Below are 25,309 nucleotides of genomic sequence, written 5' to 3'. Positions count from 1 at the left end.
TGCCGTTCGGGACCGAAAATCGATTCTACGGAAGTCAATGGCTTAGCAAGAGCCTCGTCCCACTTTTTCCGGCCGTTTCCGGCCCGTCATCCCCGCTTGTCCTTCGTCCTGGGAGGCGTGCATGAGCGAGGTGCGGCCATTTCGCGATGTGAAGCTGCAATGGCTTCAGCAGCTCAGCTGCGACAAGGATCTAAGTGACAACGCGCGGTCAGTGGCGCTCTATATCGTCACCACGCATTTGAACGGCCACACCGAGAAGGCGTGGCCGTCCTATCAAACGATTGCCGACGCGACCGGCAAGAGCGTCAAGACCATTCAGCGCGCCATCCGTGAGCTTGAGGCCAGTGGCTGGTTCGAGATCCGGCGCGGAAATGGCATCGGGCACAACACGGAATATCGTCCCTCTGCGGTATCGACTTTACGCGCATCGGACGCCCGCGAAAAGACGGACAAAGTTGTCACCCTTTACCCTGACAAAGGCGGTCAGAACCGTCCGTCAAGGCGGTCAGATGTGTCCGGTGAAGGAGGACAGATATGTCCACCAAACCCAAAGAAAGAAAAAATATATAAACCTAACCCGCGCGAGGACGCCCCGCCGCGCGTCGAGACGCGGCGAGCCGTCCCGCTCGTTTTCGTGGTCGAGACCAAGACGAGGCAGATCGAGCAGTGGCGCAACTGGCTCCGTCGTCATGGCTTTTCGTCGCCTGAAGCTCTTGGCATTCGGACGGTGAAATCCGGCAAGCCCGGTTACGCTTTGCCGGGCTACTGGCCGCCGGATGAGGCAAGTCCCAGGGAGCTGGAATGGGTCGCTTTCTTCAGCCATCGTCGAGACCACATTGCCGATGAGCCCGCCCGACAGACCTTCGTAGGGCGTCATGACGGCCAGCGATTGGAAGGGAGCAAGGCGACCCCTGTCATACGGCGAGCCGTCCGACAGGGAGCCTTGTGAGGGGAGGCAAGCCTCCCCTTCAAACCCCACCAAGAGCTCGCGGCGATCGCCAAATGGCGAACTTAATGCCGTCGTCGTTTTCCGCTGTATGGCCTCGGAAAAGCAAGCGCTGACCGCACGCGCGGCGCGGGCCGGTCTGCCCTTCGCCACGCTGATGCGGGAAGCGCTCGGCCTCACCGAGGCACGCCGCCGCCGTCCAGTCCCCAAGGTGGACCCGGAACTGGTGCGCGCTGTCTCCCGGATCGGCTGCAACCTCAACCAGGTCGCGCGATGGCTGAACACGGCCTAGACTCAGGGCCAGGTGCCGCCCATCGACGCGATCGAGGTTGCCGCGCAGCTGGTGGCGATCGAGCGGGCGCTTTCGGAGACGCTGCGGACGTTCACGGCCAAGGATGGCGCGCCGTGCTGATCAAGTTTTTCCGCAACGGCCAGGGCGGCGGATCGGGACCGGTTGACTATCTGGTCGAGCGGGATGTCGTCGCCTACGACCAGAACCGCAACGCGATCCGCGACGAGCGTGGCGACGTCATGCTGTTTGCCCGCGAGCCTCTGCCGGAGGTCCTGCATCGGTGATGCCGACCGGATGCGGGCATTGATCGATGCTTGCCCGCACCAGTGGACCTATCGTGCCGGCGTCATCGCCTTCACGGCCGAGGACGCGCCGAACCACGGCCAGCAGCGGCAGGTGATGGACGAGCTGCATTTCGTCACCCCGCGCATGGAGCTTGTCAGCGGCCGCAGCCTCAATATCGCGCCGCCAGGCTACCAGGAGCACTACGCCCTGCGCGACGTCCTCAACAAACAACATGGCTGGAACGATCCGATGGCGCCGGAGCGTGCCCACGAGACTGTCAGCATCATCGAGAGCGTCAGGCGCGGCGATGCGCGCGAGCTGATCCATGACTGGATCGTCCAGCGCATCGAGGCCGGCGAAATCCGTGACCGTTCCACAATGACCGAGGCCTTGACAACGGCAGGCTTCGACCTGCCGCGCGCCGGCAAAAATTACCTCACCGTGCGCGACCCGGAAACCGACGAGCGCTGGCGCCTGAAAGGAGAGCTGTTTCGTGAAGACTGGACCCGAGAGAAGACCGTTGATCGAGCGATTGAACGAGAGGCTGGAAAACCCAGCCGCTCGGGAAGCCGGCTCGACGCCATCGCCCTCGAAGAGCTTCGAGACCGATTGGAGCGCAGCCTTGAAGCACGCGGAAATTACAATCGAGACCGATATCCGCAGCTTCACAGACGAGAGCCGCCGGCACTTGAGCGAGGCGCTGGCAACGACCGAGGCGGACATGCGCCGGCTTCGCTCGATGATGCAGCCATTCCTGCTGACGGTGTGCGCGGTGGCGCTGCTGGTGATCCTGCTCAGCTTCACCGCGAGCTGGTTCTGGGCGGGGCTGATGATCGATCGCGCCCGGAGCGCCAGCCTTTGGCAGATGGGCCTGCAGATCAACCAGACCGTCAACGGCCAGATCCTGACCTGGGACGCAAGCCGCCTTCAGCTGATCACCTGCCAGGCCGGGACCAGCAAAACACCATGCCTGAAAATCGTAACGGGAAATTGAGCCATGACCACACCAAGCAGACTGCCGATGCCCGAGAGCCTTTCACCGCTGGAGCGCGAATTGCTGGCCTACGTCGAGAGCTTGATGGGCACCTTGCAGAGCGGGACCGCGCAATTCGAGGCGCTGGAGAGGCGATCGACCGACATGATCGAGAACCGGCAAGCGGCTTTGGAAGGATCACTGAAATCGCTCATCGCGTCACAGGCTTCCTTCATGAGCGTCTGGCTCGGCTCCGAGAAACATTCCAGCGGCATGGACAGGACCGGACTGACGGAAGCGTTCGCGCTGCTGGAGCAGGCAGAAGCGATGCTGGAGACGATCGCACCGCCGACGTGAAAGCCCGGTTACTGGCACCCGATCGCGGCCGATCCTGATTTCTCATTCCGTTCGGAGTTTTCCTTTATGAATTTGATCATCCTATCGCTACGTTCTTTCGATCGCAATCATGGCCGCCGGCTTCCTGCTGATGGAAACCGCACCGTTGTTCTGGCCAGCGATCTACGAAAATGCGCGCGCCGCAATCCTGGTGATGTTCTTCGGGTTTGCGCTGCTGACCTTGGCGGGAGACACACAGGGCCGCATACGCAGCGCGTCGGTCTTTGCCGTGGGGGCAGCCCTCCTTGCCGCGTCTGCTCTCGCCCTTACCGCCCCCACCAAAGCGGCGGCCGTCCTGCTCGACAGTTTTAGAGCTTGGCGACATGCCGGCTATTCCGGCATCGAGAGCATTCGGGGCATGGTTGCTGCATGGGATCGCTTCACGGAGGCGCAAAGGCTGGCCTTGATGACGAACCTTGCGATCGGCCTGCCGGTGCCCTTGTTCTTCGTCATGCGGGCGATTTCGATTGCTGCGCCTGCGTCGTCCAGCCGGATTTCCAAACAAGGCCCTTGGCGCGCGCGATGGATGAACCGGAGCGAATTGCGCCAGCTCCGCCATAACGACGCCGGGCTTCCGCTTGGCCTCGTCGGTGGCGCCATCCTCCGCTACCGACCGAACCCAAAGACTGGATGGCGCGCCGGCCATCATGTTGCGATCGCCGGCACCCGCGCCGGCAAGGGCGTGTCCGTCGTCATTCCGGCGATCATCGACCATGACGGCCCTGTTGCCGTCCTCGACATCAAGGGCGAGAATTTCGCCGTGACCCGGCGATATCGCCAATCGCTAGGCCGCCAGGTCGTCGTCCTCAATCCCTTCGGCGTCATCGAACCGTCGAAGGATCAGTTCAATCCGCTCGACTATATCCGGCAAGCGCATCTGGTCCGTGACATCGAGGTCATTGCCGAGGGAATTGTTCGACCAGAAGGCGGTAACGGCGCACATTTTGCCGAGATGGCAAAATCCATGATTGCCGCCGTCATCGAGGTTGTCATGACCAGGCACGCCGAGGCCGATCGCAACCTGATCACGGCGATGGACCTGTTGTTTTCCGACGGCTTTGAAACGACGCTGACGGGTTGGGCTGGAGCGCCAGAAACCTTTGGCACACGTCCGGCCGCCGCCGCTGCGACTTTCATCGCGGCCGGCGAGAACGAGCGCGGCGCAATCAAGACGACGATCAAGAGGCCTTCGACTGGGCACGCTCCGATGAAATGCGCGGTTTCCTCAGCGCCTCAACATGCTCGCTCGAAAACCTCTTCGCGGGCCGCGCCGACCTCTTCATGGTCGTGCCGCTCGATCAGGTCGATGCGCAGGCCGTCTTTCTCCGACTGTTGACCAACATCATTCTCGGCATTGCCGTGCGCTTGGAAGGTGCCAAGAAGCCGAAAAAGAACGTGCTTTTGGTGCTGGACGAGTTTGTCCGTCTCGGCCGGATGGAAAAGCTGATCAACATCGCGAACGTCGCCGCCGGCTGCGGCATCGAGGCGCTGTTCATCACCCAGGACAAGGGCCAGATCGAAAGCGTCTATGGCAAGGGCGACACGGCCAGCATTCTCGGCTCATGCGTTACAACACGCATTTTCGGTCTCGGCCGCGCCGAGTTCGAAACCGCGAATTGGGCCGCGAACGCGCTTGGCGATCAGACGGTGCTGACCCGAACCAAGCAGTCAGCCGCGAAGTTGGGAGAGAGCCGCAAAACGTCGATCGCAGAGCAGCGCCAAAAGCTGATGACGGCCGATCAGATATTGGAGATGAAGGCGGGAAAGATGCTCCTGCTGGCAGGGTCAAAGCCGCCCGCGCTTGTCGATGCAATCGTGTCGCACCAGCATCCGGCATATCGAGGGAAGTTGGATCGGAATCCGATGGTGTAGTATCCCAAAACTCACAGCGGTTGCTACAGAGTGCGGACGGAGAGGAACGCGGACAGATACCAAACACCCGCTTGCTTATCAAACTTCAGCGCGGTAGACCCGAAACCAATAGCTGTGGAAATTATCAACAAATTCAGGGCGCAGACTGCAAGCCGTTGGAATGCCTTGATGCGGAGGATACGAAATGAGGACCAATTTGTTTCACCAGCTTCTTCTGCGAACAAACAACACCCGTGACGCTTTCAATCTGCTGAAGTTGGACGGCAGTAATGACCGAGTTGCTATTGTCGAATTCTTAGAATTCATAGTCTGGCTGACCAAAGGGGCGGACTTCCAAGCCAAACCCACTTCCAATTCCGCAACAGTTGAAATTCGCGATATCGTTGGTGGTACATCGCACATTGCCGCGCTTGAAACTTTACGGGTTGGATTTGAGCTTGTTGACCTGCATGACTTGGGCATCAGATTGTGCACACACGATGCATCACTAGCTGACAAATGGGGAGAGACTGTAACAGTTTCCACGGTGCATACTCTCGACGCCATATTCTATCTTGCCAGACATTCCGATGTGATCGGGTTCATGAACGCCGACGAGCGCAATGAACGCATCCGGGAAATCGCCAAACGTTTTGGCATTTCCGAACGGACGGTTGTCAATATTTCCTCATCTTTGCCGGTTTATTCTCTTCGTAACAGCTGATTGGTTGCTTGCATCATGGTCTCTATAATTCACTTCACGGATCTTCATTTTGGTGCGGGCAGAAACAATAGAATCTCTTTCTCCGATGTTTTGCAGCACTTGGTTGTCTTCATTAAAAATCTCGACCTAACACCCATTATTGTTGTCAGCGGAGACGTAACGTTCAAAGCGCAGGACGACGGCTATACTGCAGCGATAGATTTTTTTGACGAACTTATTGAAAAGGCGAATCTAGACCGCAGTCGTTTTATCGTCTGCCCGGGGAATCATGACATACAACTAAGTTCTCCATTCGCTAGATTTTCTGCCTTCTCTTATGCCTTGAGGCGCGACAAAGTATTCGATTTTAACAGCAATACAAGTGTATCGTACGAGATTGATGGGATATACTTCATAGTAACTAATTCTTCATATCACGCAAAGAAGGAATATGGCCTCGTTGACCTTCTTGACATGAGGGCCGCAATGAAGGGAATCTCATCTAAAGACTATAAACAGAGATTTGCAGTTATCCACCATCATCTTTTGCCGCTTTTCGAGCAAGACATATCCGTAACGCGGAACTCTTATGAATATCTGTCCATATTGGATAGCAACAATGTTTCGGCGATTCTGCACGGCCATCAACACTTCAATGTCGCTTTTCCAGTAGGGAAAAACCGAATGAGTATAAATGGAGCGGGATCTTTCGGATACGCAGAGAACGGCGTCGTTAACAGTTTAAACGTTTATCATGTTGAAGATGAGCGGATCGAATTAGAACGATTTGCGCTTCTCGTAGATCAACCAACAGTAAATACAACGGGATTTTCCCGCATCGGCGAGAGGCAACTTATTCGATGAAAGATTCCGCCTTTATCGTTTTTGAAGGACTGGATGGCTCTGGTACATCGACGCAGGCATCGCGGCTCTACGAGTACCTGCGGCGCTTGGGGACCCCCGTTGCTCTTACGACTGAGCCTTCTAGCGGGCCAATTGGGCAACAAATTCGCAGCGCATTCAGTGGGCGCCTGCGCTTTTCCTCAGAAGCATCGACATTCGACCGGCAGATGGCCTATCTTTTTGCCGCGGACCGGTTCGATCATCTTAACAATGACATTGACGGAATTCTTGGACAGCTTAAGTCGGGTGTCAAAGTCATTAGTACTCGATACTTTTTCTCGTCTTTTGCATATCATTGTACATCAGAAGATGACTTTGAAATCGTCAGGACGTTAAACTCAGCGTTTCCAAATCCAGATTACACAATTTATGTTGACGTCCCGGTTGAAGTCTCTCTAGAGCGCCTCGCGAAAAGAAGCAGCTTAGATACCTATGAAAACGAAGAGAAGTTAAGGAAGGTAAAAGATAACTACGATCGTATATTCTCTTCTTATCATGGAAGATTTCTTAAAGTGGACGGAACTCTAGCAGAGCTAGATATACACAAAGAAATTTTGGAATTTGTTTTGTCATGAATATTGACGCAATGAAATACTCAGAAATCAATAATTTTGAAGAAATAATAAATATGGCATCTGCTGTAGTCCAGGCGGAGGATGGGGATGTCTCGATGAATTTCACGATTCAGGTGAAGTTCTCTACCGACCTACTCAGGGCGCCTCAGCTTCAAGATGTATCTGATCTCGCGATGAGCTGGCAAGCCGTTAAGCCACCGGAAGAACTTCATTTTTCGCACGGCCAGTTCATCGGAGAAAATGGGATAGATTATATAATAACAGAACTTGAGAATAAGCCAGATAGCAATCGTGCGCTTATGTCTCTCATCTCTCAGCAGCATCTTCTAGAAAGTGGCGATAACCCCATCCCATCGTTTATGATTCTTCAGTTTTCGCGGAGCGGCGATACGTTGTATGCGACAACGTACTTCCGGGCACTGGAAGTTTCTAAGTTTCTTCGCATAAATATCGAAGAAATCCGCCAGGTGTGCGAGCGTATTCGGAAAATCGAACTCGATCTAAAAGAAGTTCGGCTGACAATATTCGCATTTCGCGCATACCACAATCCGAGCATAAACACTCTTCAAGTACCTCAACTCGATCGGCTCGGCGAAGCTCGAATAGTCAAAAAACTGGAGAAGGCGCCATGGGAATTCGCTTCACTAATCAAGGACAAAAAGAAGCATAGCACTGTTGTTACCTGGCACGCTTTTGAGGCGCTAGCAAAGATACTCGAAGATAAAATTCTCTCTGAAGATATCCCAGCGCACCCAAATAAGGCTCGTGTAATATCGTTGCTTCGCAAGGCTATTGACCAGAGCCAGAAGCTAGCCGAGGTGCGTAGAAAATCATCACACCACGATGATATCCAAAAGCTGGTTGCTGAGCTGGCAACAACGCTTGATAAGCTCGTTCTGGAGTTTGAAAAATGGAAATGACCGTCTCGTCACTGCAAGAGTTTCAACGTGTGTTCGACGATGCTCACGTTGGTCGCATACCATTTTTGGATGATAAATCAGGCGATAAAATGCAGTCTCTGGAGCACTTAGTTGTTTGCTTGGTTGGCGAACTCGGCGAATTTGCAAATCTCGTCAAGAAAGTTCGCAGAGGTGATTTTGAATACGATCAGGCTTCTGGAGAATTGACGGCCGAGCTTGCAGATATATTTGCATACACATTGAAGACTGCAAATCTAATGCGGATTGATCTTACCTCAGCGTATTTGGATAAAATGAAAGAAAATGAGGAAAGATTTAAGAAATACGAGCCGTAGATGGGCTTAAAAAGAATGGCTAATCTGCTATCTGGAGATTTCTGAATTGCTCGACATCGACCTAGACATAGCGAATATGGAAGAACTTTGCCTTAGTCGTTTGCGGACGCAATCAAAACTAGAAGGTGAACGCCTGGTAGTGGTATTGTTTGGGCCTCCCGGTAGCGGAAAATCAGCGATAGCTAGCGCCTTACTTCGCGAAATGGCGCACAAGTACAGTGTTTATGTGGAGGATTATAAGAGCAACGAACATCTCGATAGCGCCCTGTTGGGTGAAATGGCTGCGCCGGCTGAAAGCCAGAGGTGGTTTCTGGAGAAATACTCCTCATTTCTACGCAGGGCCGATCTCAAAAAGATCGTAATCCTTGACCAAGATCCATTGGCTGTACCGTTGGTATATGGGCGCAAGTTCTTTGACGAGAAACTCATGTCAGCAGCTGAATACAAGCAGCACATTATTGATGCTCTTGACCTGGAGAGTCAGATCGATTTTTTGAGCGGCAGGCGAATAAAAATATACATAAAATCTGAATTCGATACCTTACTTCAACGCTGCTCATCGAAGGAATTCGCTACGAGAGAATGGCTCGGGAATATCTTCGGTAGATTTGAGGAGAAATTCAAGGGCGCTCATCATGTTATTGTTGAAAACAATGATGTCACGCTCGAAAATTTGTTTGAAACTGTGTCATCTCTAGTCGAGATGCATTCGTCGGATTAGAAAATATCCAATTGCGTGTATTCGACGTCAATATTAGGTGGTCGCGTTCGGAAGCTGTTTGTAGTTTTTGTGTTTTACTTAATGATCATACTTAAGTCTGTTTAATTACTCCCTTGTTATAAAACCGACAGTAAATCCAAAAATTCGGCCTATTTTGAATAATGTTTCCAGCGTCGGGTTTGCCGTGCCAGCTTCGATCTCCGCAACTTGTCGCCTGGTAAGCGACAGCGTTTTGGCAAACTCTTCCTGCGTCATGCCGAATCCTTTGCGGATTTCAACAACTGCTTCAGGCAGCCGTAAGTCTCCGTTTCGCGCACGCTCCGCAAGTGTTCGCCGATTTTCAAGTATCTCCTCTTTCGTAGGCTTCTTCCATCGAGCCATTTAGTGATCCTTTGCCATCATTGACACGCGGCCAGAACGCTGTCCGCTATCGCGACACAGCGCCCCATTGCTCGATCCAGAATATCCGGAGACGCTCCCATTTCTTTCGCGATTGCCGGAGCCTGGCGCAGGCATTCGGCAAATATGGCAAGCGTAGCTGCTAGAGCCCTCTGCTCATCAGAGTCGTGCATCAGTTCAGTGCAAATACGCTTCCAATCCGGAAGATGGTCGCGACCTCCGTCTCGCATCATGGCCCACCGGGTGGAGCGAACAATTCCCTCCTTGGCGAGCCGCATTGGCGCGAAATCAAAGAGTGGGGACAGGTGGATCGTGCCGTCCTGGTGTTTGCTCAATGCGGAATTTCGACCGTGATTATCGGGGTTCCCGAGTGCCAGGTTGGCGATATCGCGCTTCAGGTATTCGACAATGTCCGCGAAAGGATCGGCCGAATATCGGCGCAGAACATCGATATAGGCCTCATGCGTGCCGACATGGCCGAAATCGGCGACGCCGACCGCGGACACGAGGCTTTCCTGCCCCAGTCGGACGGTTCCGCCGCCTTCTCTCTTCTTCCGGTCAAAACGAGGAATGATCAAGACGCCTTCGGCATAGGTCGAAGGTTCGCTGACATTCAGACTGACCTGCCACTGAAGTTTCATCCGGCTGCGATTAGAGCCTCGGCGGTTTTTGATACGCCAAATGGCGGTGTGTTAGCAACCGGCGGAAACGCGAAGCTTCCATATTGCGTAGCGTTGGAGCCGGTTGCGGCGATGATCCCGGCATAGTCCGCCGGGGTTTGGTATCCGAGCGATGAGTGCGGCCGGAAATTGTTATAATCGTCGGCCCATTCTGCGATGGCGCTGCGGGCATGATCGAGCCCGAAGAACAGGCTCTCGTTGAGCAGCTCGTCGCGCATGCGGCCGTTGAAGCTCTCGACATAGCCATTTTGCATCGGTCTTCCCGGCGCGATGTAGTGCCACTCGACCTTGTGATCCTTCGACCAAGCAAGGATGGCATTCGAGGTCAGTTCGGTCCCGTTGTCTGAGACAATCATGCCAGGCTTACCTCGTCGCTCGATAAGCGTCGTCAGTTCTCGCGCGACACGGCGACCTGATATCGATGTGTCCGGGATCGCCGCCAGGCATTCGCGCGTGACATCGTCGACTACATTGAGGATGCGGAAGCGCCTGCCGCAGGCGAATTGATCGTGGACGAAATCCAGAGACCAGCGGGCATTGGCCTTTGCTTCGACGAGGATCGGCGCACGCGTGCCGACGGCACGCCGCCTGGCTTTCCGTTTGCGCACGGAAAGACCTTCCTCGCGATAGAGCCGATAGATGCGATTGACCCCGGAAGGCTCTCCGTCTCGCCGGAGCAGAATGAACAGCCGTCGGTAGCCGAACCGTCGTCGCTCGTTGGCTAGATCGCGCAGCTTCGCTCGCAACTCGACCTCAGGCGGCCGAGAGGATCGATAACGGATCGTCTTTCGATCTGCGGATATGATCTGGCAGGCCCGCCGTTCCGAAAGACCCATGATGGCCTTCAGGTGCGCGACAGCGTCACGCTTGGCGGCAGGCCCTACCATTTTTTTGAAAGAAGCTCGCGGAGTGCGGCTGTATCCAGCATCTGTTCGGCAAGCAGCTTCTTCAGCTTGGCATTCTCGTCCTCCAGAGCCTTGAGACGCTTGGCCTCAGACACTTCCATGCCGCCATATTTGGCTTTCCAGTTATAAAAGGTCGCCTCGGAAATCCCGTGCCTACGGCAAAGATCAGCCGCTTTCGCTCCGGCTTCCTGCTCCTTCAACACTGCAATGATCTGCTCTTCCGTAAATCGCTGCTTCTTCATAAGTCCGTCCTCAATGGGCCGAACTCTAATCCATTCTGGAGGAAATTCTCAGTGGCAGGTCAGTAGAGGCCAGCGGAGATAAAATACGCCGCACCGCGACTTCACGAGATATGCCGGATTGAACAAATGAATGTTCCCCTTGGATGTCTCCCCGAGAAAATCCCAAATCTAAGTTGTTGATTTTAAACGAAATGGTGGGCCCGGAGGGACTCGAACCCCCAACCAAGCGGTTATGAGGCGCTTGAACAGCCTGGGGCAATGTTGCCCATGGTCACCATGCGGTTCGAACCTCTTGAAATCGTTGCGTTCGACGGCGTCGGGAGGTTTCCTCGTCCGACGCCGAAAATCCCTTCGGCAGACACTTCGTTGACCAAGCGTTGACCCGGCGAGGAGTGCAGCCATGACCAGAGCACGCGCTTTGGAGACCGAACGGATCGAGAAGTTTCGCCTCGAAAAGGGCGAAACGCGCCACGAGTGGCGCGATGGAAAAACGCCGAACCTGGTGATGCGGGTCGGCCGACGCGACAAGGTTTTCATTTTGGTGGTCCGGTGTCCCGGGGAAAGAGACCCAAGCCGCCTCAGGATCGGCCGGTTTCCGGAAACGACGCTGGAGCGCGCCCGCGAGGTGGCCGCCGAATGGAACGCGATGATCTACCGCGGGCTGGACCCGAGGGAGGAGGCCAAGCGGCTTGAGCGGGAGGCGGCCGTCGACCAACGGAGGACGTTCCGTTCGGCGCTGACGGACTACATCGCCTGGCTGCCGAACAAAAAGCGTAACCGCCATGCCCGGGTGGACGGCGTCGCTCTCGAATCGGAATTCCTCGACGCAGACCGCAACGGCTGGATCGACAAGGCGCTCGCGGACGTCACCAAAGCCGACGTCGGCGTGCTGATCGACAACATCCGGGACAGGGGCGTACCCGGCCGGGCATTGCAGGCCCTCGAGCTGATCAGAGGGTTCTTCGGGTGGGCGAACGGACCTGCCCGGTACGAAGGCTACGGTCTGCCGGGCAACGTGACGGGCAACCCGGTCGCCGATGTCACCCCGGGCTCGATGGAACTGGAAAGGGGGGTAAGAACGAGGACACTCGACGTTGCCGAGTTGCGGGCGTACTGGAGGGCGGCGACGGCAATGGCCTATCCGGACGGGCCGCTCTACAGGCTGGTCCTGTTGACCGGCGGGCGGCGCGGGAACGAGGCCAAGGGCATCCGCTGGTCGGAAATCGACATCGGGAACAAGCTTTGGACCATCCCGAAGGAACGGGTGAAACACGGTGATGAGCTCCTTGACCTCTATGTCGTACTCACCGACGAGGCTATCGCGCTGCTGCAGGAACTGCGGCGGGGACAGCCGCAGGGCTGGGGGGACTGCATTTTCAGCGTGACGAACGGCGAAACACCCTACACCGGATACGACTTGGACGAATTCCGCGCGCGGGTGGAGCAGGAATTCGGCAAACTCGTGCCCGGATCGGTGATGGACAGTTTTTGGCTGCACGACCTGCGGCGGGTCGTCCAAACGGCGCTGTCAAAACTCGGCGTTCCGGATGTGGTCGCGGACTACATCAACGGGCACCGCAAGAAGCGGGACTACAACCAGGACCGTTTCATCGCGCCTTGCCGGAAGGCGATGCGGCAGTTCACCGACAGGCTGCTGCTGGTTCTCGACGGTTCCGCCGCCGGTTTCCGGGCAGACGATCCGCACACTGACGAATAAGCGAGCGCCACGGGAGGCAGGCATGACGAAGCATAGGGACGCCCAACTCATCTCCAGGCGTGAACTGTACGATCTGGCTTGGTCGATGCCGGGCAAAAAGGCGGGAGCTACCTTGGGCATCTCGGGAGAATATTTCGGCCATATATGTCGCGCCCTGGAAATACCGCATCCAGGGCGCGGCTATTGGAGGAAAAAGGCGGTCGGCGTCGCCGGCCCCCCGCCCCCGTTGCCGCCGGCGTCACGTGGCGTGGCGGATGGCTGGAAACCAGGAGACTCCGCAGAGAACGGCCGCGCCTGGCGGTCCGAACCGCAACCGCAGGGACCTCCTACCTTCGTGGATTTCCAAGACAGCAGGCGGCTACACGAGCTCGTCAAGCCCGCTGCAAAGGCTCTTCGCAACTCCCATCCGGATCGGCACAGACATTATCTCAATCCCACGACACAACGGCTGATCGACATCGCCTGCTCGAAAGACGGCCTCGAAAAATGCCTGCGGTTCACCAGCGACCTGTTCAAAAGGCTCGAAGCCCCGACAAACGGCTACCGCGTCGCGATCGCGGCAGCGACCAAGGGCTTCATCCGGGCAACCATCGATACCGAGACGGAAGCGGCGGTGCCGGGGAAAAGCGGCTTTTCGCCCTCGTGGCGTCCGCTCCGCCCGACCGTCGTCTCCGTCCTCGGTGTGTCGATCGGTCTTGCGGTCGTGGAAACGAGCAGGCGGACGAAGATGAGGTACATCGGCCACGGCCGCTTTGTTCTCGACAGCGGCCGGCTGGAAGACTATGTGCCACCGACTTGGGTCGAGACTCAAAACGTCCCCACAGGTTTGTTAAGGCTCACCGCCTACAGTCCGTTTTACGGCGTTCCGTGGCAGCGGCAGTGGACGGAAAAGCCAGGCAAGCTGTTCTCGTCGCAGCTCGACGAAATCGTCTCGGGGCTGGTGGCGGGAGCGCACGAGCTTTTTCTCGCGCTCGACGAGGCCGGCATCCAGCCAGGATAGGGGGCGGCTCCACTCGGCGTCAACCTCTGTCGGCCAGCCACTTGAGCACTTCTAACACCCGGAAGCCCTTGCGGCCGTTCGGATCGTCCGTCAATAGGCGATACTCCGGGAATGTGCCCCTTTCGACCATTCGCATGATCTGGCTCCTGGACAGGGAGGTGATATCGCAGGTCTCCTTCATGCTGAAGAAGCCACGCGGGTCCCTTGCTATCAATCTCCGTTTGTCCGGCACCCGGCGGCGCGAACGTTTCGCGTTCTCGACGTCCCCGCCGGCCGAAAGGGGTGCGCGGTTTTCGGCAGAACGGCTCGACTGGCAGGGCGTTTTCGGGCATCGGGGAACAACCGCTTCTTCCGCAGCGGGTCGGTGCTCCGGCGGGGGATGCTGCGCTGTCTCGCCGCCGTCCCGCTCGGGGGAGACGCCGTGTGGATCGGAAATCGCCCGAGGGTTTTCGGGTCTGGTGGGAGGCCGCTTGGCCATGGCTGTTACTTTCGGCGTCGGTTCAGGATACCGAAAGAGGAAAACACAGCTCCGGCGCGGAATCAAAAACGGCAGTTAATGCGTCGAAAAGCCCCCACGAAATGCAGAAACCACGTTGGCGTTGGCCCGGTCCCAGGACGATTCCCGGTTCGCCCAATGATGTGGCAGTAGCGGGATTTCCAGACACGCAAGGCGGACCCCGAGGCCGATATACGAGACCCGTCCCGATCTGAAGCTCAGAAACTCCACTCCCTTGCCTACGTAGAAATCGCGGAGGTCATCGTGGCTCTTCCTGGTGGAGGCCCCTCCACGTTCGAGATTTCCCACCTGTCTTGACGTCAGGAACGATTTTTTCGCTACGTAGCTTTCCGTGAACCCCAAGAGCGCCCGCGCGGCAGAAAAATTCACATCGTGAGGTAAGGACGGCGCGAAGCTCGTGAACACGTCTCTTAATTTCCAGCATGCACCTGACCCGCGCATGGTGCCGGTGTTCTGGTCAAATGTCCCGACGAATTCGATGCCCGCCCGGTGGTAATAGTTCCGGAGCGCGGCAGTCAACTTCAACGTCGCGCCGAATCCCGACTCGCACGCCGCCACCGATTTGCGGCACATCCCCACGGACGCCGCCAATTGGGGCTGGGTGAGCCCCAAGAGAGCCCGGGCCGCTCGTAGCGCGTCCGGCGCGACATAACCGACCGAAGCGACGTGGCGTTTTTTTTCCTCATCGCAATCGATCATGACGGGGCCGACGTAGACGAAGATACCGGTTCCGGCGGACCGGAAGACCAGCGGACGCCGATGCCGAAATAAAGGTTGGCAACCGGATCGCCCCAGCCGAGGAATTCGATGCCGACGTTTTCGTAGAACGTCAGAAGCGCTCGGTGCGACTCCTCCCAAGCCTTTCCGAGTTCCAGGCTTTTGACGGTGGCGCGGCTCAGCCCGGCCAATCCGGCGATCTCGTCCTGCCCTTTGTTCAGAAGAGCACGGGCGGCCCGGAACGACACGCGCGTCTCCTCGGCGTGAAACCTCGTCTTTTCGGCCTTGCCGACATCTCGCGAACTCGGTCCCGACCATCTGGCCCCGGCGCGGGCGACTTCCTTGCCGATGGAGAAATCACCGAGGAGTTCGATGCCGGCGGCGGAATAGAAATCGACCAGTTCGAGATTTGTGCCTATCCGCGAGTAGGAGGTCTCGACAACAGTCAGATATCTTTGAGGCACGCCAGCTGCCTCCGCAGCGGCGCGCTGCGACAGGTTCATCAGTGCGCGAGCGACGCGGAGGGCGTCCGGTGGGGCAGCTATCCTCATCCGCTCGACAAACCGGCCCCCAAAAAAAATGTCAAATGATACCGTTTGAGGTCTTTTAATATCTCATACGGAGTCTATAAGAGTCCTTATGACTTGCAAAAAGAGGTCAAGACTCGGAAGGCTCATGATGCAGTACGATGATTCGATTTCTCGCTCTTTCTCCTTGGACGGAACGAGTCCCATCAACGCCACGCGTCTCGCCGACTTCGAGCGACAGGGCGGAGCGCTAATGGCCCCCGCCACGGCCGTTTACGCCGAGCTGGACGATTGCGCGTCGTCGCGCCGAGGATGCCTTGGGATATGGTTGAGGATGGCTAGAGGCAACGAGGTCGCTGTCGGCTGCACCTGCGAGGTTCTCGATGAGCCAAGGCGGATCGAGCCCGGTTTTCTCGAACCGATTGGAGGACAATGATGGAATTCGACTCGCTTGAATCGCGGTGGAAATGGTCGACTGCGGCGAACACGATTGAACGACTGCGCAGTCTCGCGGACGATCTTGAGGCCTTAGCGAAAGGGTGGCTCCCAGACCGTCCCACTGCGGTGATGACTTCCTGGTCGTACGCTACTCGAGCCGCGCCATGCCTTGTGGGCAACGCGTTCGGCCACCCGAAGATCGATGACAACCGACGCGCCTTCACGAGCGAAGTCTTTTACGTCGATCCCAGCCGCCGTTTGGCGCGCACGCTGTCACGTTGGTACAGGTTGGGTACTTACGAACCGCTGGAAGCGATACCCGGGATTTCATCGGTCCGGGACCACTAGAAACGACCTGCCACTCACTCAACTAGGAGACTTCGATGCCGTTCAAGCAATCCGGCAAACGACTTCGCGTGCCATGGCGGTTGAAGCTGGATGAAAACGCTTTGCCCGTGACGTTGCCTGTGTTCATGGCCTACTGCACCGTTGCGGGCGCGCTTCGCTCATGGAACAGGATCGGCACCAAGGCGATCGTGACATTGGTCACGACGGACGATTTCTATTACCCGCTATTCGCGGAAGCCGCGCGGTTCTTCGCTTCCCAAATCTGGGATGGCCAGAGGTTTCACGGGAACGTCTTGCAATGGACCGACAAGAATTTTCGCCACGAGGCGGAGGCGCTTCGTGACGAGCGGGCAATACTGTTTGCGTCGCCGTCCTACCAAATTCAAGAGGACGATCGGTTGCTTTCGGATGCAATCGTGCCGCTTGGCCCTCGCTTGATTAGACATGCCGAGGCCGCGTTGAGGAGAGCCGGACTACCGATCAATGACGAGACCGTTGAGCTTCTGCTGACGGAGCCATGGTCCCGTTTAAGCAGGGCCTTCCAAGACCGCCGCCACCCATTGCAAGCGATACAGCGTCTGCGAAGTCTTCCAAAAGTCATCCCGCCAGGGGAGCCGCAAGCCGAGGGGCCGCCATTGGCTGCCGGTCCGACACTTGCAGAGATGCATGGGTATGGCGGCCTCATTGAGTGGGGATACGACCTTGCGAAGGATATCTCAGACTTCAAAGCGGGCATCATCCCATGGAGCAATGTCGACAACGGAGTCTTGATTTCGGGACCGCCGGGCGTCGGCAAAACCATGTTCGCCACTGCGCTGGCCAACACCTGTGCGGTTCCGCTCATCTACGGGTCGGCTTCGCGATGGCAAGAGGCGGGTGCACTCGACGAGCACCTGAAGGCAATGCGGGCGTCGTTTGCCGAGGCCAAGGAAAGGGCTCCGTCAATCCTGTTCATCGACGAAATCGATGTCTTTGGCGCGCGCAGTGAGCGGGATCGCAACAGCGCCTATATGCGTTCAGTCATCACGGCGTTGCTTCAGTTGCTCGACGGGTTCGAACGCCGTGAGGGGGTGGTCGTCGTGGGAGCTTGCAACTACCCCGACCTTTTGGATTCGGCGGTTAAAAGGTCAGGCCGATTGGATCGACACATCACTGTCCCGTTGCCGGACGCAACCTCGCGGAGGTTCATTCTCAGACTTCATTCCGGCTTGACCTTGTGTTCCGCCGACTTCGAGTTGTTCGATATGGCGACAGAAGGGCTGACCGGTGCGGATATCGAGCGCCTTGTGCGCGATGCCAGACGGGCAGCGCGACGGCAGTCAGAAATGCTGAGCGTGGATCACATCATCCGTCACCTTCGACCACTTATCAAACTTCCTGAGGCGTATGTGCACTCATTGGCTGTCCATGAAGCGGGGCACGCGCTTGTAAGTCATGAGGTTGGCTACGCGAAGGTCTCCGACATCAGAATTTCGCGCTGGCGGGTGGAAGGCGAATACCGGGCGCTTGGGTGCGTCGAATACGATGTCGATGTGGACCGTCCCCGCTCAAAGTCCTTCTTTGAGAACGCGATCGCCGTCTGTTTGGGTGGCATCGCCGCGGAGATCGAGGTCCTCGGTTCGTTTTCTCAAGGAGCTGCCGGCGACGATGCAGCCGATCTCAATCGAGCAACTGAGCTTGCGACGGCCATGGAGGGCGCTTTCGGGATGGGACATACGCTGGCGGTCGAGAAGTTCAGTCCAGACGCCCTCGCCAAAATGCGATCCTCCAGTCCTGAGCTTCGTCGGGAGATACACAACGTCCTCGCCAAGGAGCTGGAACGCGCAAAGTCTATCATTCGTATGCAGCGGGCTGCGCACGAGGCGTTGGTAACCCGGCTCGTCGATGTCGACCAAATCTCTGGAGCCGAGGCTGTCGAGATCATTCGCAATCATCGTCGGCCAACTGTCAGTCTTGCCAAGACAGAACGAAGGGTGGCCATGTGATGTCAAGGAAATCTAAGTCGCCATCAACGATTATCAGAAAACCTGCGCCCGGTTCGCTGGGAGAGGCATTGGAGGAGATCGGCTTCCAGCCGCTCGGCCGCCGAATAGGTGTGAGTTCCATCAAACAAGCAAAGCCAGGCGTTCCGTCATGGCTGGCTTTCGTTGTGGAGTTCATCTCGAATGCATTGCCACGTGATCCGGCAGGCAACTGGGAGCATCTCCACATAGGTGCCTACGAGACAGCGTGCGAACTCCTGGTCAAGCTCGGGTGCGCAATCGACAATGGCACAGGGGCGATCCCCGTCGCGGAACCCAAGCTGCCAGAGGTCACCCCGCGCTGGGACGACGTCGCGACCCTGGTGGTCTGGGTCGCGGCTCAATCCGGCTACATCGGGTTCCGCCATTTTCCCGGTGCACGGAGTCGTCCCATCGCGGCTGGACTTGCGCCCGCGAACGTTCGCGCCGCGCACGGATGTGGCCCGGGTTACCTCGCGGACGAGGCGTTCCCGGCGTTTCAGAGCCTCGGCTTGATTCTAGGAGGGAGCTGGACGGCAGTCGCGGAGACGGTGCTTTGGAGGGACAATCCGAAAGAGTGGGGACTGGATTTCACGAGCGACCGCCGCTTCCTTCGCGCCCGCGATCTAGCGGTCGCTACGGTGCCCGAAGGTATCGCAGAGAAGATCAAGCAGCACGCGGAAATACGCGAGGAGCAAATCGTTGAGTGGCTGGAGCTGGCCCATAGCGCGCCGGGCATATCCAGGAACAGGCACGATGCACTCAAATCGCTTCAGTTTTGGAGTGAGCACATTTTGGACGGCATTTTCGAAACAAACTGGCGGTTAGCGGATGGATGGCTTTCTCCCACCGAGTCACAGCGCGGCCTTGGGTTAAGGTTCGACCCTTTGGCGATAAGTATGCGAATGGCGTTCGCCGAGCGTTACCTACCGAAATACCCTCATCTCTGGAGGTGCTAATGAAGCTATGGATTTTTTCCGACCTTCACCTGGAATTTGGCTCCCGCTTCGATGTCGATCCTCCATCTGACGCGGACGTCGCAATATGCGCGGGGGACGTGTTGACGAAAGGCGTAGTCCCCAGCTTGAGATGGTTGGGCGAACGCCTTTCCCGGAGAATTCCTGTGATCTTCGTCGCAGGCAATCACGAATACTACAACCGGTCCATCGTGGAGGGCATAGCCGAGGCCAAGGCGGTTTCCGAGTATCCAAATCTTCACTATCTTGAGAACGGCCAAGTCGACATAGACGGGATTACGTTCGTCGGGGGAACGCTGTGGTCCGACTTTCATCTCTTCGGGTTCAAGCCTGAAGTCGCGATGGCCTACGCCGCTCATGACATGAACGATTACAAGAAGATCAAACATTCAAAGACCCCGTATGTGAAGTTCAAGCCGACGCATTCCTACAGGATACACGTCGAGACAAGAGACTTCATCGCGAACGAGCTACGGAAGAGGCGCGGTCAGAAGGTCGTTGTCGTCACTCACCACGCGCCGTCTCCGCGTTCGATAGCACCTCAATTTCGGGCAGACCCCATTTCGGCGTCCTACGCGTCTGATATGGAGGACTTGATTTTCGAGACAGGCCCCGCACTCTGGGTGCATGGTCACGTACACCATCACAACGATTATATGCTCGACGCTTGCAGGGTGGTGTCCAACCCTCAGGGCTACCCGGGGGAGAAAACTGGCTTCGACCCGGCTTTCACCGTCCAGATCGGTACTGATAATAGCTCCGGTGACGAGCTTCCCGACGACGTCTTGAAGCGCGAGCGCGGAGGTCCGACCTAGGGAGCTCGACGACCTCGGAAAACCCGCGCTGCGGTGCAGTCACTGTGGCATCGCTGCCGATGCTGCGCTCTCGTCGATGAAGGTTTCATAGGATAGTCTGAGACGCGCCTTGGTGAAAATTTCGTAGGCGGCGGCAGCATCAATCATAAGGAAACCGGCAAAGAATGGTGAACAACCTGTACTATAGTACGAGCGAATCGAAGCGAACGTTCCGGGGCCCAGATGATGTCATTGAACGATCACGAGTTTGGTGGGCAGCATACTGAAATAAAGCTCGAAATTGTTGAGAAATATCTCAAGGCGTATTCCATTGCTCTGCGGCGAAAGTTCAACTCACTTTGGTATATCGACGCTTTCGCTGGAACAGGTTCGCGAACAGTTAGAATCGAGGCCAAGGATGGTGACCTTTTTGACGAGCCCGTCCCTGAGCGCGTCGAAAGCCGGAGAGGTTCGGCCAAAATTGCCCTGGACATCGAGCCTAAGTTCGACCGCCTGATATTCATGGATCGGAAGCAGGCGCACTGCACCGCGTTGGAAGGGCTCAAATCGTCACACCCCGATCGGGACATCCATGTCCTGAACGGAGATGCGAACACCTTTATCCAAGAGAATATCAACCGAGTAAGCTGGTCCTCCCGCAGAGCCATCATGTTCCTCGATCCCTATGGGATGGAAGTCGCCTGGGAAACATTGCAGGCAATTGCCCGGACCAAGGCAATCGATCTCTGGTTCCTGTTTCCTCTCTCGGGGCTTTACCGACAGGCCGCGCGGAATATAAGTGCTGTCGACGCAACCAAACGCAAAGCGTTGACCAATATGCTCGGTACCGACGAATGGGAGGCTGAGCTTTACAGTCCGGTTCCTCCGTCCACCGACCTTCTCGGTGAGCTCGATGCGCCGGAAGAACGTCAGCGAAACGCAGACGTCGCAGGCCTTGAAGCGTACGTTAAGCGGCGGCTCGAGACGATTTTCCCTTTGGTCGCCGATCCTTTTCCATTGCCGCCGCAACGTAGACCACAACGGTTTTCGCTTTTCTTTGCAGCGTCAAATCCATCGCCAAAAGCTATTGAATTGGCTAACCGGTTCGCGCGTCACATAATCGACGCCGGCATCTCGTCCCACGTACGACCACGATAAGATCGTCCGGCCTTCTTTTTGTTGAAGCCTCCCCATTGCTTGAAGAAGAAAGCCGTGTCGGAATCGGTACATAGGTCAAAGATTTCATCGATCCAGGCGGGGTCCATCGGTCGCGCGTTCGGGCCTGACTCGCCTCCGACAATTGCCCAGTGGATGCCTTCCAACCTACCGCTCGCCACGGAGCCGATCAGTGGTTCGAAGGACACGAACCGGATCGCCGCCGGGACTTCACGCAGCTCGTCCAGACGGTGGATTACCGCGCCATCCTCGACGCTCGCGCCTAGCCAGACATTTGGTAGAACGCTGAACCCGCTTTGGAGAACAGCGGCCATTCTGTCCGGCCGCTTGGTAAGTATCTGGTATGTGTGGCGAGGGGTCTGCGCCATCACCGACCAGACCTTGCTGATGAAGTCGACCGGAACGTTCGGGTGGAAGAGGTCCGACATAGAATTAACGAAGACGTTCCGAGGCCGTGACCAGCCCATCGGGACCTGCAAAGCCGTTTCGTCGAGAACGAGCGTGCCGGTCCATTTCGCACGGCCGCCTGATTTGCGTGTTAGGCCGCGATACTTGTTCACCCCCATGGCTTCAAGGCGAGCGGCCATGCGCATGGCATAGCAGTTGGTGCAACCGGCACTCATGATAGAGCAGCCCGCTACTGGGTTCCAGGTCGCATCCGTCCATTCAATGGTAGTGTCGGCCATCAGTAGCTCCAAATTGCCGCCATTGTACCATGTTTGGTAAAAAAATCCCTAATATGCTGCCTTTTCTGCCGCCAAAGCGGCACGCTGACTTGGTCGTCTCGCGCCTGCTCGGCTTTTTTAGATCACGCAAAATGGGTCATACCGGATGCGTGATGTCCGAGGGATCATAAGCCGCGGAGAAGTTCCTCGCCCCGTTGTTCTGGTCGCCACCTTAACTCGGCTCGAGAGCCGGAGAGGCTCAGCTTGATCTGTTGGGCGTGTCGATGCCGCTCCCCGCCCGGGAGATGGATTCCAGAACTGCGACATTCACTCTACGATCTGTCGAAGGGCAAGGGAAATTTCCTTCGATCCAGAAGGAGCTAGTTAATTAAATCCTCTATGAACTCTGAGCCGGGGGCGACCGCGGAAATAAAAAGATGGTCCCGGGCACGGGTTGCGGCGACGTAGAGCAATTGTCGCTCTGTCGCTACGACTTCGTCCAGCTCGAACTCGTCGGCGACGTCGTTGACCCGCGCCGCCAGCGGCAGGATACCTTCATCGCATGCGACGATCAGGACAGCACGGAACTCCAATCCTTTTGCGAGATGCATCGTACCGATGAGCAGTGCCTCTTCCGGGCCTCGCCCGGCAAGCGATGAAACTGTCGCGACGGCAGCCAGTTCGGCGACCTTCGATGCACGAGCGATTTGATCGTTTGATCGACAGAAGATGCCGATTTCGTTGGCTGGTATTCCCTGTTCCAAGAGGTTGCGAAGGAATTGCGACGCAGCTGTGGCCTCCTTTTCCGTTGTTGGTGCAACGACGATAACCGGCTCGACACCATCGAAGACAGACACAGTTCCCTTGCGCTGATCCTCCTCACCGTCGAAGTCTCGGACGCTTTCGGGAAGCAGCCGATCCGCCATCCTTCTTATCTGATGCGAGGTGCGATAGTTGACCTTGAGCGTGAACGACCGCCCACGCACGTCAATACCCAGGCCCTTCCAAGAGAATGGCTGTTGGAAGATGCGCTGGCCGATATCCCCGGCGAAAAAAAGCGAGTCCGGTCGGTTGGGCACGATGGCGTTCAGGAACCGCAATTCGGAAACGCCGAGGTCCTGGGCTTCATCGACGACTACATGCGTGTAGGGCTTTTCGGCGCGGTCCCTATAGTGGTTGGTGACCACGGTGGACAGGTCGGCAGAGGTCAAAAGGGCTTTTGTTCGCAAAAGCTTGCGGACCCCCGCAAAGACCGTCCAGAGCTCTTCGCGCTGCTTCGAGCCAAGGCGGTTCTTACGCCCCATTCGCGGTACTGTTGCATAGCTTTCGGCGCTGTCGATCTGCCAAGCGTCGATCACGTGCTCCCATTCGGAATTGAGAAACTGAGGAGTATACCTCATCGCGTTGGCCGCATTCGCCGCGTCGTTGATAAGCGCCCTCAGTTTTTCGCGACTGACCAGATAGGCCCTCCGACCTGTCATGAGCGCGAACAGGTCAGCTGCCGCTTGCTCGAAGGACGATATGGTCACCCTGTCGGCGAGAGAGGGGGTGTCGGCAAGGAGCACGCCAAGCTTGCGCTTCAGCGCGGTGGCAAGCGGCTCCGAGAAAGTTGTCAGCAGCACCTTCGCCTGCGGCTCGTTGCGCAGAATGCGAGCGACACGATGCAAGGCGACCACGGTCTTTCCAGTGCCGGCCGAGCCGACCACACGCACCGGTCCAGCGTAGTCCCGGTCCACCAAAACCCGTTGCGAGGGATGAAGGAACACCGCCCATTTTTCGAACGGCTGGTCGAGCGCGGCGGCCAGTTCCTCATGCCCTTCTAGGATACGGAAGCGCCGTTGCGCATCAGGATGGCTATAAGGATCGGCGGCAACCGGCGCCGGCTTACTTAGGACGCCCGTTGCGGCATATTCCAGCAAGGCCTCGGCGGCTTCCTGCGGTAAGTGACCGGCGAGCGCGAAGAATCTGTCTTCGCTTGCGCCGAGAACATCCCTGATCCAGTCCTCGGGGACCCCGATAGACAGTGCGTCGTCGGAGGACAATTTCGAAAACAGCGGCAGGGCAGAAACCGACGGAGCGACCGGAACGAGGAACGGCAACTCTGGCTGTTGTGCCGGCGCCGGCTGGATCACGATTTCCTCGACCCGCTCCCGAACCTCGACAATCTGAAGCGCGCCTGTGCGCGGATGGGTCTCGATTCGCCGTCGTTCTGCCCATTTGTAGGCGTCGTCGTGGTGATCCACATAGGCGAGCATGACGCTGTCGCCTGTTTTGTGGATGATGATCCGCAAATCGCGATTGACTCGAACTGACCAGAAATTCGGGTCCTTTGACGCATCGATTCGGTGGAACTGCAGGCCCGGACGGTCGGGATCAGTCTGCAGGTCGAACGCCGTCAGCTTCACCTGTTTCTGTTCGTCATTCGTGAGTTTCGCGAGGGACGCAGTGAAGCTGTCGGCAAGGATCGTGGTCATTTTAACTCGCTCACCGCCATCGCTGCCGATGGCACCATTGTCAATTCGAATTCGCGTCCGGGAGGAGTCCAGCCTTCGGCCAGGACGCTCATCCAGAAAGGCGATTTATCCTCGCGCAAGTCGGGTTCCCAATCGAGAAGCGACGTCAACCTTCTCGCAAGTCCGCCATAAGCGCTGTTAGCTGCCTGATAGCTATCGCTTGCCAGTCCTTCACGGGCAAGGGTTCGCATTGTTGCCGTGCGACGCGGCGATGCAGCATGAATGCGAAGCAACGTGATTTCGCGATCCGAGAGATCGACAGCCTTGAAAGCTCCCAGGAACGCGTCGTGATCCGGTCTGGGCCGCAACGGGCGTGGTCGAGCCCAGGGTGCTGAGAGAGATTCCGGATCGAGAGTCAGATTCTGCCACCAGTGTGGCCCGGGCTCTTTCGGCCGAATGCGGGCGAATACAATAGGAGCACCGGATGCGACCCGTTCGCACAGTGCTCGCCGCTCGGCAAGATCATGGAGCTTTACGAACTCCGCGCCATAGCCACCAGCTTCGAGATGGTGGCAGAAGAGTTGCCATTCACCACGTGGGGCTTTGAAGCGCTTGTGGAGCCGCGTGTGGCAGGGTTTGCACAGCGGGAATGATTGCGGCGGCTGGAAGCTGAAAGGTTCGGAATAGTCCTCCGAATGCCATTCTCCTGGCGGTCGGTTCGGATCGCTACACATGGCGCAGGCCTCACCTTCGAACGGCGCATGCTTTCCCGTTAGCTTGCGATAGGCGGGAATGATGCGTGCTCGCTGCTGCCAGGAATATCCGTTGTAGGGAGCATTGCTCATCGCTGTTCC

28 protein-coding genes and 1 pseudogene are annotated in these 25,309 nt (G+C 57.1%); 19 read left to right on the top strand and 10 right to left on the bottom strand.

All coding sequences use genetic code 11. The annotated features are described in order from the left end of the window. The first annotated feature begins 121 nt into the window (after nt 1–121). The 3 genes from ABIE40_RS12490 (at nt 122) to ABIE40_RS12480 (ending at nt 1,522) form a co-directional block, all read left to right on the top strand. Entirely contained in the window at nt 122–949 is an 828-nt protein-coding gene (locus tag ABIE40_RS12490) for a helix-turn-helix domain-containing protein (RefSeq protein ID WP_199626871.1), read from the top strand. Continuing rightward, a complete protein-coding gene (locus tag ABIE40_RS31015; protein WP_502944787.1) occupies nt 876–1,238 on the top strand; it encodes a plasmid mobilization protein in 363 nt (120 codons plus the stop codon). The genes ABIE40_RS12490 and ABIE40_RS31015 overlap by 74 nt, the downstream gene beginning before the upstream one ends. A 113-nt stretch (nt 1,239–1,351) precedes the next feature. Further along, nucleotides 1,352–1,522: a hypothetical protein gene (locus ABIE40_RS12480; RefSeq protein WP_354541022.1), complete on the top strand. Its 171-nt coding sequence runs from the start codon at nt 1,352–1,354 to the stop codon at nt 1,520–1,522. Here the strand turns inward: ABIE40_RS12480 and ABIE40_RS12475 are convergent. Next, a complete protein-coding gene (locus ABIE40_RS12475) occupies nt 1,476–2,246 on the bottom strand; it encodes a hypothetical protein (protein ID WP_354541021.1) in 771 nt (256 codons plus the stop codon). The genes ABIE40_RS12480 and ABIE40_RS12475 overlap by 47 nt on opposite strands. Between ABIE40_RS12475 and ABIE40_RS12470 the strand changes: the two genes are divergently transcribed. The 10 genes and pseudogenes from ABIE40_RS12470 to ABIE40_RS12425 all read left to right on the top strand — a co-directional run bounded on the left by ABIE40_RS12470 (nt 2,212) and on the right by ABIE40_RS12425 (nt 8,900). Continuing rightward, on the top strand, nt 2,212–2,517 hold the full coding sequence (locus ABIE40_RS12470) for a hypothetical protein (RefSeq protein WP_354541020.1): 306 nt from the start codon (nt 2,212–2,214) through the stop codon (nt 2,515–2,517). The two genes, ABIE40_RS12475 and ABIE40_RS12470, sit on opposite strands and share 35 nt — an antisense overlap. 3 nt (nt 2,518–2,520) lie before the next feature. Further along, nucleotides 2,521–2,853: a hypothetical protein gene (locus ABIE40_RS12465; RefSeq protein ID WP_354541019.1), complete on the top strand. Its 333-nt coding sequence runs from the start codon at nt 2,521–2,523 to the stop codon at nt 2,851–2,853. 109 nt (nt 2,854–2,962) lie between these two features. Further along, nucleotides 2,963–3,877 (top strand): annotated as a pseudogene (locus ABIE40_RS12460) (type IV secretory system conjugative DNA transfer family protein); the annotation flags it as partial. 227 nt (nt 3,878–4,104) lie between these two features. After that, nucleotides 4,105–4,764, top strand: coding sequence for a type IV secretory system conjugative DNA transfer family protein (locus ABIE40_RS12455; RefSeq protein ID WP_354541018.1), 660 nt, complete (start codon nt 4,105–4,107; stop codon nt 4,762–4,764). 184 nt (nt 4,765–4,948) lie between these two features. Then, nucleotides 4,949–5,467: a hypothetical protein gene (locus ABIE40_RS12450; RefSeq protein ID WP_199626859.1), complete on the top strand. Its 519-nt coding sequence runs from the start codon at nt 4,949–4,951 to the stop codon at nt 5,465–5,467. Between the two features lie 15 nt (nt 5,468–5,482). After that, the gene (locus ABIE40_RS12445) at nt 5,483–6,310 is read left to right on the top strand and encodes a metallophosphoesterase family protein (protein WP_199626857.1); all 828 of its coding nucleotides are present in this window, start codon (nt 5,483–5,485) and stop codon (nt 6,308–6,310) included. After that, complete coding sequence (gene tmk, locus ABIE40_RS12440; RefSeq protein WP_199626855.1) at nt 6,307–6,924, top strand: dTMP kinase; 618 nt, start codon at nt 6,307–6,309, stop codon at nt 6,922–6,924. Before ABIE40_RS12445 ends, tmk begins: the two co-directional genes overlap by 4 nt. Next, the gene (locus ABIE40_RS12435) at nt 6,921–7,844 is read left to right on the top strand and encodes a thymidylate synthase family protein (RefSeq protein ID WP_199626853.1); all 924 of its coding nucleotides are present in this window, start codon (nt 6,921–6,923) and stop codon (nt 7,842–7,844) included. The genes tmk and ABIE40_RS12435 overlap by 4 nt, the downstream gene beginning before the upstream one ends. Next, the gene (locus ABIE40_RS12430) at nt 7,835–8,179 is read left to right on the top strand and encodes a MazG nucleotide pyrophosphohydrolase domain-containing protein (protein ID WP_199626851.1); all 345 of its coding nucleotides are present in this window, start codon (nt 7,835–7,837) and stop codon (nt 8,177–8,179) included. Before ABIE40_RS12435 ends, ABIE40_RS12430 begins: the two co-directional genes overlap by 10 nt. Nucleotides 8,180–8,225: 46 nt before the next feature. After that, nucleotides 8,226–8,900, top strand: a complete 675-nt coding sequence (locus ABIE40_RS12425) for a hypothetical protein (protein ID WP_199626849.1) — start codon at nt 8,226–8,228, stop codon at nt 8,898–8,900. A gap of 105 nt (nt 8,901–9,005) precedes the next feature. On the opposite strand, the gene ABIE40_RS12420 is transcribed toward ABIE40_RS12425, so the two are convergent. From ABIE40_RS12420 to ABIE40_RS12410, 3 genes are all read right to left on the bottom strand, one after another. Continuing rightward, nucleotides 9,006–9,281, bottom strand: coding sequence for a helix-turn-helix transcriptional regulator (locus ABIE40_RS12420; protein WP_199626848.1), 276 nt, complete (start codon nt 9,279–9,281; stop codon nt 9,006–9,008). A gap of 17 nt (nt 9,282–9,298) precedes the next feature. Next, the gene (locus ABIE40_RS12415; RefSeq protein WP_354541017.1) at nt 9,299–9,940 is read right to left on the bottom strand and encodes a HipA domain-containing protein; all 642 of its coding nucleotides are present in this window, start codon (nt 9,938–9,940) and stop codon (nt 9,299–9,301) included. Beyond that, a protein-coding gene (locus ABIE40_RS12410) for an IS3 family transposase (RefSeq protein WP_199630049.1) occupies nt 9,937–11,126 on the bottom strand; the annotation gives its coding sequence in 2 pieces (ribosomal slippage) (nt 9,937–10,874 and nt 10,874–11,126; 1,191 coding nt in all). Before ABIE40_RS12410 ends, ABIE40_RS12415 begins: the two co-directional genes overlap by 4 nt. A gap of 400 nt (nt 11,127–11,526) precedes the next feature. Between ABIE40_RS12410 and ABIE40_RS12405 the strand changes: the two genes are divergently transcribed. Beyond that, complete coding sequence (locus tag ABIE40_RS12405) at nt 11,527–12,843, top strand: integrase arm-type DNA-binding domain-containing protein (RefSeq protein ID WP_199629261.1); 1,317 nt, start codon at nt 11,527–11,529, stop codon at nt 12,841–12,843. 22 nt (nt 12,844–12,865) lie between these two features. Further along, nucleotides 12,866–13,843, top strand: coding sequence for a hypothetical protein (locus ABIE40_RS12400; protein ID WP_199629260.1), 978 nt, complete (start codon nt 12,866–12,868; stop codon nt 13,841–13,843). Between the two features lie 19 nt (nt 13,844–13,862). Here the strand turns inward: ABIE40_RS12400 and ABIE40_RS12395 are convergent, their stop codons facing one another. The 3 genes from ABIE40_RS12395 to ABIE40_RS12385 all read right to left on the bottom strand — a co-directional run bounded on the left by ABIE40_RS12395 (nt 13,863) and on the right by ABIE40_RS12385 (nt 15,541). Next, nucleotides 13,863–14,024, bottom strand: coding sequence for a helix-turn-helix transcriptional regulator (locus ABIE40_RS12395; protein WP_354541075.1), 162 nt, complete (start codon nt 14,022–14,024; stop codon nt 13,863–13,865). Between the two features lie 372 nt (nt 14,025–14,396). Next, nucleotides 14,397–15,059 (bottom strand): hypothetical protein, encoded by a 663-nt coding sequence (locus ABIE40_RS12390; RefSeq protein WP_199629258.1) that lies wholly within the window; start codon nt 15,057–15,059, stop codon nt 14,397–14,399. Beyond that, nucleotides 15,056–15,541, bottom strand: a complete 486-nt coding sequence (locus ABIE40_RS12385; protein ID WP_354541016.1) for a helix-turn-helix domain-containing protein — start codon at nt 15,539–15,541, stop codon at nt 15,056–15,058. Before ABIE40_RS12385 ends, ABIE40_RS12390 begins: the two co-directional genes overlap by 4 nt. A gap of 884 nt (nt 15,542–16,425) precedes the next feature. Between ABIE40_RS12385 and ABIE40_RS12380 the strand changes: the two genes are divergently transcribed. From ABIE40_RS12380 to ABIE40_RS12365, 4 genes are all read left to right on the top strand, one after another. Continuing rightward, nucleotides 16,426–18,375, top strand: coding sequence for an AAA family ATPase (locus ABIE40_RS12380; protein ID WP_199629256.1), 1,950 nt, complete (start codon nt 16,426–16,428; stop codon nt 18,373–18,375). A 68-nt stretch (nt 18,376–18,443) separates the two neighbouring features. Beyond that, nucleotides 18,444–19,349: a hypothetical protein gene (locus tag ABIE40_RS12375; protein WP_199629255.1), complete on the top strand. Its 906-nt coding sequence runs from the start codon at nt 18,444–18,446 to the stop codon at nt 19,347–19,349. Next, nucleotides 19,349–20,182, top strand: coding sequence for a metallophosphoesterase (locus ABIE40_RS12370; RefSeq protein ID WP_199629254.1), 834 nt, complete (start codon nt 19,349–19,351; stop codon nt 20,180–20,182). Before ABIE40_RS12375 ends, ABIE40_RS12370 begins: the two co-directional genes overlap by 1 nt. A gap of 222 nt (nt 20,183–20,404) precedes the next feature. Beyond that, on the top strand, nt 20,405–21,319 hold the full coding sequence (locus ABIE40_RS12365; protein ID WP_354541015.1) for a three-Cys-motif partner protein TcmP: 915 nt from the start codon (nt 20,405–20,407) through the stop codon (nt 21,317–21,319). Here ABIE40_RS12365 and ABIE40_RS12360 read toward each other — a convergent pair. The 3 genes from ABIE40_RS12360 to ABIE40_RS12350 form a co-directional block, all read right to left on the bottom strand. Further along, nucleotides 21,274–22,023 carry a DUF5131 family protein gene (locus ABIE40_RS12360; RefSeq protein WP_199629253.1) on the bottom strand — a complete coding sequence of 250 codons (750 nt, stop codon included), beginning with the start codon at nt 22,021–22,023 and terminating at the stop codon, nt 21,274–21,276. The genes ABIE40_RS12365 and ABIE40_RS12360 overlap by 46 nt on opposite strands. A gap of 359 nt (nt 22,024–22,382) precedes the next feature. After that, nucleotides 22,383–24,476, bottom strand: a complete 2,094-nt coding sequence (locus tag ABIE40_RS12355; RefSeq protein WP_199629252.1) for a 3'-5' exonuclease — start codon at nt 24,474–24,476, stop codon at nt 22,383–22,385. After that, nucleotides 24,473–25,300, bottom strand: coding sequence for a hypothetical protein (locus ABIE40_RS12350; RefSeq protein WP_199629251.1), 828 nt, complete (start codon nt 25,298–25,300; stop codon nt 24,473–24,475). Before ABIE40_RS12350 ends, ABIE40_RS12355 begins: the two co-directional genes overlap by 4 nt. Between the last annotated feature and the right edge of the window lie 9 nt (nt 25,301–25,309).

The organism is Rhizobium sp. OAE497, assembly GCF_040546565.1.
Taxonomy (GTDB): Bacteria; Pseudomonadota; Alphaproteobacteria; order Rhizobiales; family Rhizobiaceae; genus Rhizobium.
This window is presented reverse-complemented; position numbering and strand designations above follow the sequence as displayed.